Annotated in this window: 11 protein-coding genes; 8 read left to right on the top strand and 3 right to left on the bottom strand. The window is 40.3% G+C overall.

Translation table 11 applies throughout. From position 1 onward, the window contains the following. Positions 1-120: 120 nt before the first annotated feature. The 3 genes from AB1498_00150 to AB1498_00140 all read right to left on the bottom strand — a co-directional run bounded on the left by AB1498_00150 (position 121) and on the right by AB1498_00140 (position 2,225). Entirely contained in the window at positions 121-411 is a 291-nt protein-coding gene (locus tag AB1498_00150) for a nitroreductase family protein (GenBank protein MEW6086712.1), read from the bottom strand. Positions 412-426: 15 nt separating this feature from the next. Next, a complete protein-coding gene (locus AB1498_00145; GenBank protein ID MEW6086711.1) occupies positions 427-1,692 on the bottom strand; it encodes an ATP-binding protein in 1,266 nt (421 codons plus the stop codon). Positions 1,693-1,805: 113 nt separating this feature from the next. Then, on the bottom strand, positions 1,806-2,225 hold the full coding sequence (locus tag AB1498_00140) for a carboxypeptidase-like regulatory domain-containing protein (GenBank protein ID MEW6086710.1): 420 nt from the start codon (positions 2,223-2,225) through the stop codon (positions 1,806-1,808). Between the two features lie 203 nt (positions 2,226-2,428). Between AB1498_00140 and AB1498_00135 the strand changes: the two genes are divergently transcribed. The 8 genes from AB1498_00135 to AB1498_00100 all read left to right on the top strand — a co-directional run bounded on the left by AB1498_00135 (position 2,429) and on the right by AB1498_00100 (position 11,649). Continuing rightward, positions 2,429-3,097, top strand: a complete 669-nt coding sequence (locus tag AB1498_00135) for a TetR/AcrR family transcriptional regulator (GenBank protein ID MEW6086709.1) — start codon at positions 2,429-2,431, stop codon at positions 3,095-3,097. Then, the gene (locus AB1498_00130; protein MEW6086708.1) at positions 3,058-5,994 is read left to right on the top strand and encodes a hypothetical protein; all 2,937 of its coding nucleotides are present in this window, start codon (positions 3,058-3,060) and stop codon (positions 5,992-5,994) included. Before AB1498_00135 ends, AB1498_00130 begins: the two co-directional genes overlap by 40 nt. A 39-nt stretch (positions 5,995-6,033) precedes the next feature. Continuing rightward, positions 6,034-6,702, top strand: coding sequence for an ABC transporter ATP-binding protein (locus AB1498_00125; protein MEW6086707.1), 669 nt, complete (start codon positions 6,034-6,036; stop codon positions 6,700-6,702). 84 nt (positions 6,703-6,786) lie between these two features. Then, positions 6,787-8,331 (top strand): FtsX-like permease family protein, encoded by a 1,545-nt coding sequence (locus tag AB1498_00120; GenBank protein MEW6086706.1) that lies wholly within the window; start codon positions 6,787-6,789, stop codon positions 8,329-8,331. Between the two features lie 64 nt (positions 8,332-8,395). Then, positions 8,396-10,168, top strand: a complete 1,773-nt coding sequence (locus tag AB1498_00115; protein MEW6086705.1) for an FtsX-like permease family protein — start codon at positions 8,396-8,398, stop codon at positions 10,166-10,168. Positions 10,169-10,212: 44 nt separating this feature from the next. Beyond that, a complete protein-coding gene (locus tag AB1498_00110) occupies positions 10,213-10,980 on the top strand; it encodes an outer membrane lipoprotein-sorting protein (protein MEW6086704.1) in 768 nt (255 codons plus the stop codon). A gap of 76 nt (positions 10,981-11,056) precedes the next feature. Next, the gene (locus AB1498_00105) at positions 11,057-11,296 is read left to right on the top strand and encodes a DUF433 domain-containing protein (GenBank protein MEW6086703.1); all 240 of its coding nucleotides are present in this window, start codon (positions 11,057-11,059) and stop codon (positions 11,294-11,296) included. Beyond that, positions 11,293-11,649, top strand: a complete 357-nt coding sequence (locus AB1498_00100) for a DUF5615 family PIN-like protein (protein MEW6086702.1) — start codon at positions 11,293-11,295, stop codon at positions 11,647-11,649. Before AB1498_00105 ends, AB1498_00100 begins: the two co-directional genes overlap by 4 nt. The last annotated feature ends 260 nt before the right edge of the window (positions 11,650-11,909 follow it).

Here is an 11,909-nt window from a genome sequence, read left to right as displayed (position 1 = left end):
TTACTGACGCCAGGATTCTTAATACAATTACTGATGAAGAAATTATTATAAGGTCGGATTTATCCGAGGAAGTCCAGCAACTCTTGAAAGCTTTATCCTTGTCGCACTAATTTGGACAAGTCAGGACGCGCCGATAGCCATCAAATCCTTGTCGCGGTTATAAGAAGCTTTATGATCCATAAAAACCAGGATAAGGACAGGCGCGCTTTTGATTATTTTTGAATATTTTGTAAATCCCGATACGGCGTGTATCACGCCTTTATCCTTAATTACAAGGAATCTCCACGGTTGATTATTTAATCCCGACGGCGCCCATCTTCCCGCCTCGAGGATCTTCTTAATATCAACATTCTCAGGCATAACTTTTTTATATCGCCTTACCGAACGCCTGGTTTTTATAGTAGTTAACATCCGCTGAATTCTTCTTTAATTTAAAAGCCACTTCCATAATGGAATAAGCTTTATTGTAATTTCTTTTATCTTGATATCCTCTTCATAATCCCATGTTATGATTAAAAAATTATTACATTTTAGTTCACCGCCTGCCTCTATAATTGCTTTTATTTCTCTTTCTTTTGTAACCGGATCATTTATTTTGTACGCAACTTGAACTAAAGATGTGATTTTGAGATTTTCCCTGATAATAAAATCCACTTCCCTGTTATTGCGGGTTTTGTAATAAAATAAATCCATGCCGGGTTTTAAACCTCTCTTTACCAATTCCGTAAAAACAAGATTTTCCATTAATTTCCCGCTGTCCGGAGAAAATTGAACAGCTTTTGCCGTTATATAGCCGTTATCTACCACATATAATTTTTTTGGCGCTTTCAATCTTTCTCCGGCTTTATTAGAATAACGGCTGAGGATAAACACGAGATATGCTTCTTCCAGGTATTTCAAATATTTCTCCAGTGTTCCCACGCTGTTAAATCCCACCAGATTTATTAATTTTCGATAACTGATCTCTGAAGCGATATTATTTATAAGATATATTTCAAGATCATAAATTTTTTGCGGGAACCGCACTTTATAGCGGTTTATTATATCTTTCAGCAATATTGAATCTAATAAAGTGTCAAGATATCCTTTTGGGCTGTAATTTTTTAGAACTATCTCTGGAAATCCTCCGTTGACAAGATATGATTCCAGATGATTTAATAATTTCGCTTTGATTTCCGGGATATGTAATTCATTTTGTTGAAAAATGAATTTTTTAGCAGTCAAAAATTCCTTGAAATTGAACGGTAATATTTCAATGGGGATATGCCGCCCGGTCAAATGAGTCGATAATTCCCTGCTTAAAAGTTTGGCGTTCGAGCCGGTAAGCAGGATGTTATATCCCTGCCTGTGCAATTTGTTTATGAATAATTCCCAATTTTCTATATTCTGGATTTCATCAAAAAACAAATATTTTGTTTCTCCATAGGTTACCAGCATTTCCTTTAAAATATCATCGTAATTCTCCGTTTTTACGAGGTTTTCATCATCAAAATTTATATAAGCCGATTCTTTGTCCTTAAAAAGATGAAGGGAGAAAACAGATTTTCCCGCCCGCCGCGGGCCAATAATCACTTTAACAAGATCATTATCAGCAAAATCTTTTACCTGAAGGGTTTTATCCCTGGCAATATAGTTTTGAGCCAATAACTGCTCTCTCTCGTATTTTTGCTTTATTAAAATGTCTTTTATCATAATATTTAATCATATTGGACAAAATATAGACTTATTGTCCAATATGATAATTATATTGGACGAATTAATGGCTGTCAAGGAGTTTTTATGGTTTTATTTACGGCCAGGCCGGATCATAATGGACACAAATCGCCTGAAGCGATTAACCCATATAATCGCTTCGCGAAGTGATCCGTTTTGGAAAGCATCTTTATGTTATGCGCTGTTGTACTGCCTTTGGCGACTTTTACCGTGTTTGAATAAAATTGATAGCCGGTTTTTTCCGCGGTTATAAGCCTGTCGCCGGCACCCGCATTTTTAATACTGTATATACCGTTTACTCCAGTCATAGCAGAAATATCATCCACCTTAACTGTAACCCCGGCAACGGCATTGCCTGTTGACACATCTTTCACAATGCCTTCAACATTGCCTGTATTGCTAAGATCAACAGCAGTATCTCCCCCTGATATTAAATAATTACAGCTGATGCTTCCTGAAAACAAGAATATTATTATGGAAAGTAAAAACGCTTCATGATTTTTTATTTTCATATTTTGATAAATTTTGTCTTCCAATATTTTACATCTTTTTTTATAATATTCCATTCAAATAAAAAAAATTCAGGGCAGGCACAGGGGCCTGCCCCTACAAAAAAATATTTTAAAATTTCTCTTGACAATCAAAACCAATAGTAATATACTGACCATCAGTCAAATAATGACTTATAGTCGATATGGTCATTCGAAAGGTTGTTATGGGAATAAATGAAAGAAAACAAAGAGAAAAAGAACAGCGGAGAACGCAGATAATCAAAGCGGGCGAAAAGCTTTTTCTTAAAAAAGGCCTTGAAAATACCACAATGGACGAGATAGCGCGTTCATGTGAGCTGAGCAAGGGGACGCTTTACCTTTATTTCAAAAGCAAGGAAGAGCTTTATCTTACGATAATGCTTAAGGCTATGAATATCCTGTATGAAATGATGAAGGATAATTCGGAAAAGATACCGCCTTCTCCTGAAAAATTCAGGGCGATAGGCGAGGCATACCTTGAATATTACAAAAAATACCCGAATTATTTTAAGATCATAACACGTTTTGTCGACCACAACCTGCTCGCGGATAAACCGGAAATCAGGGAGGTTCTTGGGGAGATATTTAAAGCTAACAACCAGGTATGGGAATTGATAACAAAAATAATCATTGAAGGCATGGAAAGAGGGTTTTTTAAGAAAACGGTTAATCCCATGGATCTCGCGATAATAATGTGGACGTCATCAAACGGGATGCTCCAGTTTATGGACCATTTAAAAAACGAGGAACACCATCAGGAAGACGGGGATTTCATGCCGTTTAGATTAAACTGCGAGGATATGGTTAAAAAGACATGGGAACTGATAATGGATGGAGTAATAAATTCAAAATAAAAAATATGAAAAAATATTTAATATTAATCATTTTATTTTATACAGTTACGGCTTTCGCGAAATATGATCCTTTGTTTAAATGGAATACGCTTGAAACTAAACATTTTAAGATCCATTTTCACCAGGGTGAAGAATCTATCGCGGAGAGGGCGGCGGTAATTTCCGAGGACATTCACGAAAAACTTTCTTTAAGGATAAAGTGGACGCCGAAGGAACAGACGCACATTGTTTTAGCGGACATTATGGACGGCGTGAACGGAATGGCAACACCGTGGCCTTACAATAACATAGTTATTTTTGTCACGCAGCCGGCAGGAGTTGTAGGTTTTGATTTATACGATGACTGGCTGAGGATGGTCATTACCCATGAATACACTCATATCCTGCAGATGGATATGGTGTCAGGCCCCGCTCAAAAGTTACAGAATATTTTCGGGAGGATTTATTTTCCGAATGTTTTTCAGCCGATCTGGATGGTTGAGGGCCTTGGGACCTTTGAAGAAACAGAGCTTACTTCAGGCGGGCGAGGCCGTTCATCGCTTGATGAAATGTTTATCAGGATGGCGATACTTGAAAACCGGTTACCGGAGCTTGACTTGATGGCGCATATGCCGGATACATGGCCTTCATCGCAGGTGCCGTATGTCTTTGGAGAATATTTTATAAGGTTTATCACTGAAAAATACGGCAGGGAAAAGTTTGCGGACATAAGCACGGCATACAGCGGCAGAGGGTTTCCTTTTCTTGTAAATTCAACCGGCAGAAATGTTTTAGGCCAGTCGTATGAAAATCTCTGGAACGAATGGAAAAGCGCGCTTGAACAAAAATATAAAAAACAGGAAAACGAGATCAAATCAAAAGGCCTGACCGGTTCCACGCCCTTGACGCGAAAAGGAAACATGAACATATACCCGTCATTTTCCCCTGACGGCAAAAGAATCGCGTATACGGTTACAAACGGCGATGAATTCCCGGGGATTTATATCATGAACGCGGATGGAAGCGGTGATGAAAAACTTATTGATAATCTGTTCAGTTACGGCGCCGCGGGAATGGGTTTATCATGGAGCCATGACGGCGGGAAGTTATATTACACAAAAATGGAAACGCGGAATAACACAAATATTTATAATGATATTTTTTATTATGATTTTAAAAGCAGAAAAGAGGGACGTTTAACCATCGGGATCAGGGCAAGGGACCCACATGTTTCGCCTGACGGCAAAAGACTTGTGTTTGTGGTAAATAAACTGGGAAAGACAAAGCTCGCGGTTTGTGAAATCATGGAGAACGGATTGATTGATATAAATAGGATTGTTTATTTAACGGAGGAAAGCGGGAACCAGTATTCAAATCCAAGGTTCAGCCCTGACGGTTCAAGGATAGCTGTAAGCGCCTGGCAGGCGGGAGGGTACGCGGATATATGGATATTTGATTCAAACGGAGAAAAGACAGCGGAACTGGCGCATGACCGTGCGGTTGACGACGCACCTGTGTGGAGTTCTGACGGAAAGTTTATCTATTTTGCATCAGACCGTACGGGAATATATAATGTTTATGCGCATGAAACAGGGACAGCGAAGCTGTTTCAGGTTACCAATGTAATAAGCGGGGCGTTTACGCCGTCCGTGTCCGGTGACGGCAGTAAACTTGTTTTTTCATTATACAGCGGCAAGGGATTCGATATTCATGTTATGGATGCCGGCAGGGATGCATGGAAGCCGGCGGAAGAGTATAAAAATCCATATCCTGAAATCAAATATGAAGATAAACCGGTTGAAACAAAAGCACATGCTTATGATCCGGTAGAAACGCTTTACCCGTGTTACTGGTTTCCCATCATAGAAAGCGGCAGTAAAAGCGGTATTATGTTTGGAGCGCTAACTTCAGGAAGCGATGTGTTGAACCGGCATAAATATTTTTTAAGCGCTGAATACGGGCCTAAAAAAGGCAGGGTATGGTATCTGATTCATTATACCTATGACGGCTTATATCCGTCTTTTAACCTGCAATTGTCCGATTCTGATAAATCATACGCGGATTTTTTTAAGGGAGATTCAACTCATGGTAAAGAAGAATATGTTGAAAAGGAAAGAGCATACGGTTTTTCTGTTGATGTCCCGTTTTTAAATACAAAATCAAGCCATATTTTTTCCTTTGGATATAGGTTTAAAAAAATTTCAAGGTTTGGCGCAATCCCTCCCTGGAGCGGTTACAGCGGGGAATTGCCGTCGGAGGGTGTTTTAAGTTCAGGGAACATTAAATACAAATTCAAGAATACGAAAAAATACGCGTTTTCCATAAGCCCTGAGAATGGCAGAAACCTGGATTTTAATTATGAAGAATCCGGCAAGGGTTTTGGAAGCGATTTCGGAATAAAGAAACATTCGGCTGACTGGCAGGAGTATATCAATCTGCCCGCAAAGCACCAGGTGATAAAATCAAGGATTTTTTACGGCGGGGCATCAGGGGACGTTATTCCCCAGCGCGCTTTCCATCTCGGCGGAAACCTGCCCGGGGATATTATCCTGCCTGTTGATGAAAAGTGTGTATATTTGCGGGGTTATCCGTCAAACTCTTTCCGGGGGCAGAAATCGGCTTTATTTGGTTTTGAATACCGTTTTCCATTAAAAAATATTGAAAAAGGCTGGGATTCATATCCAATCTTTTTTCGCAGGATGCACGGGGCAGTATTTAGTGAAGGAGGTAACGCGTGGGACGGCGTATTTCATTTCTCAGATTTGAAAAGAAGCGCGGGTTTTGAACTGCGGTTGGACACATATCTCATATATCATGTTCCGGTCACCCTGCGGTTTGTATTTGCGAAAGGATTTGATGAAAAGGGAGAAGACCAGATTTATCTGGCGCTCTGGACGCAGGAGGCGGAAGGTGAATAAACACATGAAGAACAAAAGCAAATTCATCGGAGGTTTAAAATGATAGAAATTAATAACTTGACAAAAGATTACCCGTTAGGAACTACGACAGTCCATGCCCTTCGAGGTGTTGATTTTAATGTGACGGAAGGCGAGTTCATCAGTGTCGTTGGGCCGTCAGGCAGCGGGAAAACCACGCTTTTAAATGTTATAGGATGTATTGATTTCGCGACTAAAGGAGATGTTAAAATCGGGGGCGTTGACATCCATGGGTTAAATGATAAACAAATCACAGATTTGAGATTAAATAAAATAGGTTTTATTTTCCAGACGTTCAACCTCATCCCTGTGCTTGATGTGGCTGAAAACGTGGAATTTCCGCTTCTTCTGATGAAAAAATTCTCAAAGGATGAAGTGAGAAAGCGGGCGCAAAAATTGATAGACGAAGTAGGATTGAAGGATTATATAAAACACAGGCCCGCGGAACTTTCGGGCGGGCAGAGGCAGAGGGTGGCTATCGCGCGCGCGCTTGTCACAAATCCGGATATTGTTTTGGCGGATGAACCGACTGCTAACCTTGATTCGGTCACGGGCGCATCGATACTTGAACTGATGAGGGAGATGAACCGCGTCGAGAAAACAACGTTTGTTTTTTCGACCCATGACGCGAACGTTCTAAAATACGCGCAGAGGATAGTGAAAATTAAAGACGGACAAATAGTAGCATAGGGCATGGAGCAAAGGGCATAGCGTTAGAAATTTTTACTCTATGCTCTATGCGCTTTGCGCTATGCACTTTTGGAGAAAGTAATTATGAGACTAATTTTAAAAATCGCCTGGCGGAACATCTTTCGCCATAAAGGCAAAAGCATAATAATCGGTGTTATATTGTTTTTGGGCGCCCTGATAATGACTATAGGGAACGGCGTAATATCGGGCATGGAAAGGGGGCTTCAGGACAATATAATAAACGGATTCACAGGTGATATTGTAATCATTTCCGACAAGCAGGAGAGCGATAACGCGCTTTTTACGCTTATGGGAAAGGCGATTGAACCGGTCAATAATTTTCTTAAAATAAAGGAAGTACTGCTTAAACAGGATTATGTGAAAAAATTTCTTCCCGCCGGGAGGAACATGGCTTTGATTTTAAACGAAGAGGGCGGGGCGCCGGGATTCGCGTTTTTAATCGGAGTGGATTTCGCGAAATATCAGGATATGTTCCCTGGCAATATGAGGCCTATTGAAGGAAGAATGCCTGAAAACGGCGAACGGGGCGTGATTGTTCCGAGCGGTTCAAGGAAAATGTTTTATGACTACACGAATTTATGGTTTATACCTGTCAATGAAAAGTTTAATGTCGAGAATTTCAGGAAAGAGCTGAAAAATGAAAAAGAGGACACGACCGGCCTTGTTATTAAAAATAATATAGTTTTTCTTGGCGCGAACGAGAAAAACACTTCGCTGGATGTCCGGCTTGACATAAAAGGTATTGTGAAATTTAAGGGCCTGGATAATATTTTCGGGCATTTTAACATTGTTGATATTGAATCATACAGGGAATGCCTCGGTTATTTTACCGCTGATGACCTTGCGGCTGAAATACCTGAAGAGAAGAAAAATATCCTTGAAAGCGATAACCTGGATGATTTTTTTAATGATGAGGCGGCTGTGATTTCCAATGCAGGGGCGAACAGCCGTTCGCCCTTACAAGAGGTTAAATTAACGCCGGTTAAACAGGATATAGCGGAAAAGAAGGTTGATATCGAAGCCGGCACATACAATGTGATTTTTGTTAAACTGAAAAAAGGCGTTTCGATCAATCAGGGCCTTAAAAAAATAAACAATGAACTTAAATCCGCGAACCTTGGCGTCCGGGCGGTGTCCTGGAAAAAGGCCTTCGGGCTTATCGGGAGCATGGCAACGGTGATTAAGGGCGCTCTATTCGGTTTTGTCATGCTTTTGTTTATTGTCGCGATAATAATAATAGTAAATACCTTAAGCATGGCCGCGCTTGAAAGGACGTCGGAAATAGGAATGATGCGCGCGGTAGGCGCGCGAAAAGGCTTCATAAGCGGCATGTTTGTGGCTGAAACCGGTATTCTTTCGTTTGTTTGCGGAGGAGCGGGGATATTGCTTGGAATAATTATAGTCAAACTTATCCCGATGCTGAATATAACTTCAAGCAATGATATGGTCCAGATTCTATACGGAGGCAACAGGTTTACGCCGTATTTGAATATACCTGATATGTTTTTGACCGTTGTCCAGCTTACAATAGTTACCCTGATAGCAGTGATTTATCCGGTCAAGGTGGCAAAAGGGATTACGCCGCTGGACGCGATTGTGAGAGATTAATGTAGGGGCGCAATTTATTGCGCCCAATCAGGGCGTGATAAATCACGCCCCTACAGGAGACATTATGAATTTAATTGCAATGATAAGTTTACGCAACCTATTCCGCCAGAAGCGGAGGAATATCCTCCTCGGGACGGCGATTTCAGTCGGAGTCACTATTCTTATTATCGCGCACGCCTTTTCAAACGGCATAACGGATATTTTGTTTAACAAGATAGTGGCGTATGTGGCCGGCCATATCTCGGTGAATTTTATTGAGAAGTCCAATATGGAACGGCAGATATTCCGCGACAAGGAAAGGATTCTATCCGCCATAAATAACAATATTGATTCCGCGAACGTCCGTGAAATTGACGAAGGGATAGGGGTGTTCTGCAGGATTGTCGGCAATAAAAAGGCGGACAGCATGGTTATCGTCGGTATTGACCTTTCGAAGAAACTAAGTCCTGAATCAATGAAAGAAGTTCAGGAATCTTTCAGGATGCTTGAAGGGAATTTTGAAGATCTTTCGCGCAAAGACGTGGAAAATCCCGCGATTATTTCACAGGAAAAGGCTAAATACATGGATGTTAAAAAAGGCGATATCCTGAGAATGAGATTCAAGAATATATATGGAAATGACGAGTCGGCGCGCCTGACTATTGTGGGTATAGTTAAAAACGATAACATTTTTATGCAGGCGGTAATGTTTACGGAACTGCAAAATATAAAGAGATTAATGGCTTATAGAACATATGAAGTGCCTAATTATGTTATTACAATCAGAAATCCAAAGGAAAACGCGATAAGGTACGCTGATAAGATTCATTCGGCCTTAAGGCCTGATATAGCGGTTTTATACGGGGACATGTCTTTCAAGTCGAAAAAAGACGCTGTTACGATACTGGGTTATAAATCGAATGACGACGCGAAGAAAATCGTAAATGAAACTATAGAGATTGTTGAAGGCGAAAAAGATAAAATATTTTACAGTAAAACTGTTTTGGTAAGCAGGGCAATCGCGGATAAATTCGGGATTAAAACAGGCGGCGTGTTTGAATTCACTTACAAAGACAAGTTTGAGAACAGGGACATAACAAGAAAATATACTGCAAGCGGCATATTCAACAGTAAAGATATGGGCGGTGAAAACGTCGTACTGATGCAGGAGGAAAGGTTTTATGACACGTATTACGACAACCTGCCGGAACACGCGGGCAAATTAAAGGGCGCGTACCTGCCGGATAAAAATAATCCTTTTTACAAGGCGCTTGCGACCGAATGGGAACTGCTTGACAGGACAAAGACTTCCGAGGAGTTTGAAAAGAAGCTAAAGGAGATAAGCAAAAAGAAATGGAAGGGGACTATTGTTGATGTTCGGACGATGTATGAAAGCGCGAGCGACGTAATCAAAATGGAAAATGTTTTGAATCTGATTACAGGGAGCGCGGGCCTCATACTTTTCTTTATTATTTTAATCGGGCTTGTGAACACACTCAGAATGACAATAAGGGAACGAACCCGCGAGATAGGGACAGTCCGGGCCATAGGCATGCAGAAAAACGATGTCAGGAATTCTTTTATTATGGAGTCCTTTTTTCTGGCCCTGTTCGCTTCTATAATCGGGATTTTGATAGCTTTTGGCATTATGAATATCCTTTCGAAATATACTTTTGAAACCAGAGATAATCCCCTGTCCATGCTTCTTGTTAACGGTCACCTGTATTTTAAACCGACATTCGCGGGGGTATTATTCAGTATTATTTTTATATTATTGATTGTTGTCGCGACGGCGTTTTTTCCGGCGAGACGGGCGTCAAAATTATCGCCGTCATCGGCATTGAGGCATTATGAATAATAACGGTTTAAACGGTTTGAACCGTCTAATAGAACAGGAGATTTATGCGAAAAAAATTTATACCACTGTTATTAATATTGTTTATATCAGTTCCCGCGTCCGCGGAAAATTTGAAAATCCACGACCTCCTGAAAAAGCTTGAATACAACATGGAAATGACAAGCGACATCTGGGCAAAGGTGGTTTTGACCCAGCAAAAGGTGGAGCAGGGCGTTAAAAATATCAGTATGCTTTATTACCGCAGGGATTCGGATGATTCGTTTTTAATAGTAATGACCGCGCCTGAAGCTGAAAAAGGGAACGGGTACCTTCGGGTCGGAGACAATTTCTGGATGTATAGGAGAAACACAAGGACATTCCAGCACATAAACCGCGACGAAAGCATAGGCGGGTCGGACGCGAAGGCGGATGATTTTGAAAAAAGAAAACTAACTGAGCTTTACGAAGGCGCGAAGGACGATAAAGGAAATGAAACGCTGGCCGAAACTAAACTCGGCAAAATTCCCGTTTATGAATTTGAGGCGAAGGCGATAGTCAATGATGTGGATTACCCAAAAAAGAAATACTGGATTACCAAAGACAATTACCTGCCGCTGAAAGAGGAATCTTATTCATCCTCAGGCACATTGATGCAGACGTCGTATTACCTGCAGTATGTCCCGATAAACGCGAGATATGTCGCGGTTAAACAGATACATGTCGATGAGTTTGAAAAAGGCAACAAAACAATAGTCGAAATCTCGGATATTTTAACAAGCAAACTCGATGACGCGATTTTCACAAAGGCTTACCTGGAGAATTTAAGCAAATAATTTTTACCCATAAAAAATCTTATTGAATTAAAATAAATGCAGAGGTAAAATTGTATTGTTAATCAGGGAGGTAAAAATGTCTATTCAACATGAAAAAATAGAAATTAATCCAGATATTCATTTTGGGAAACCATGTATAGCTGGCACAAGAATACCAGTTCTTGATGTTCTTGAACTTGTAAGAGAAGGGATTGCTTTTAAAAAAATAATCAAGGATTACTACCCAAGTTTAAAAATTGAGGATATTCGTGCGTGCATTAAATATGCAATGGAAATCGTAGCGGTCGAAGATGTTCATATCATGGAGCCGGCGTGAAATTCCTTTTGGATCAGGATGTTTATGCAATTACTGCTCGTTTTCTTAAGGAGTTAGGTCACGATGTTACTTGTGCAGCAGATATAGGTTGTTCGCGCTCAGCGGATTCTGAATTGCTTAACATAGCCAAAAAACAAAATAGAATATTTGTTACAAGAGACAGAGATTTCGGCGGGCTTGTTTTCGTAAAAGATTTAAGAACTGGAGTAATTTACCTTCGCATGTTGCCCTCTACTTTATCAGAAGTCCATAAAGAACTTGCAAAGATACTACAATCCCATTCTGAAGATGAATTAAGAATGGCATTTGTCGTAGTTGAACCAGGAAGACATCGTTTTAGAAAACTTTCTTGAAGTTTGAAGAATTTTGAAGGACAATCATAGGGTTCCGAAGATATCGGAACCCTTTTTTGTTTGTATGCAAATAGTGAGGGAAAAATGATATACTAATCCTAAAACAAGCGAGTTTTTTTAAGCGCGACTTAAAGTTAGCCCAAGTTCCGCAGTGTGATATTGGGAATGATATTTTTTAGCTAAAGGAAATCTAAAAAAGCTTGATAAATCAATAGCGGATTAAAAAAAAGTGAATGTAGTGCAGACCACCCTCTTGAATA

The organism is bacterium (genome assembly GCA_040754625.1).
Taxonomy (GTDB): domain Bacteria; phylum JACRDZ01; class JAQUKH01; order JAQUKH01; family JAQUKH01; genus JAQUKH01.
This window is presented reverse-complemented; position numbering and strand designations above follow the sequence as displayed.

What these genes read in the sequence shown, in the direction of transcription:
- AB1498_00105 (MEW6086703.1), top strand. Translation starts at nt 11,057, where the DNA reads ATGTCTATTCAACATGAAAAAATAGAAATTAATCCAGATATTCATTTT.
- AB1498_00120 (MEW6086706.1), top strand. Translation starts at nt 6,787, where the DNA reads ATGAGACTAATTTTAAAAATCGCCTGGCGGAACATCTTTCGCCATAAA.
- AB1498_00130 (MEW6086708.1), top strand. Translation starts at nt 3,058, where the DNA reads ATGGGAACTGATAATGGATGGAGTAATAAATTCAAAATAAAAAATATG.
- AB1498_00145 (MEW6086711.1), bottom strand. Translation starts at nt 1,692, where the DNA reads ATGATAAAAGACATTTTAATAAAGCAAAAATACGAGAGAGAGCAGTTA.
- AB1498_00150 (MEW6086712.1), bottom strand. Translation starts at nt 411, where the DNA reads ATGTTAACTACTATAAAAACCAGGCGTTCGGTAAGGCGATATAAAAAA.
- AB1498_00110 (MEW6086704.1), top strand. Translation starts at nt 10,213, where the DNA reads ATGCGAAAAAAATTTATACCACTGTTATTAATATTGTTTATATCAGTT.
- AB1498_00135 (MEW6086709.1), top strand. Translation starts at nt 2,429, where the DNA reads ATGGGAATAAATGAAAGAAAACAAAGAGAAAAAGAACAGCGGAGAACG.
- AB1498_00140 (MEW6086710.1), bottom strand. Translation starts at nt 2,225, where the DNA reads ATGAAAATAAAAAATCATGAAGCGTTTTTACTTTCCATAATAATATTC.
- AB1498_00115 (MEW6086705.1), top strand. Translation starts at nt 8,396, where the DNA reads ATGAATTTAATTGCAATGATAAGTTTACGCAACCTATTCCGCCAGAAG.
- AB1498_00125 (MEW6086707.1), top strand. Translation starts at nt 6,034, where the DNA reads ATGATAGAAATTAATAACTTGACAAAAGATTACCCGTTAGGAACTACG.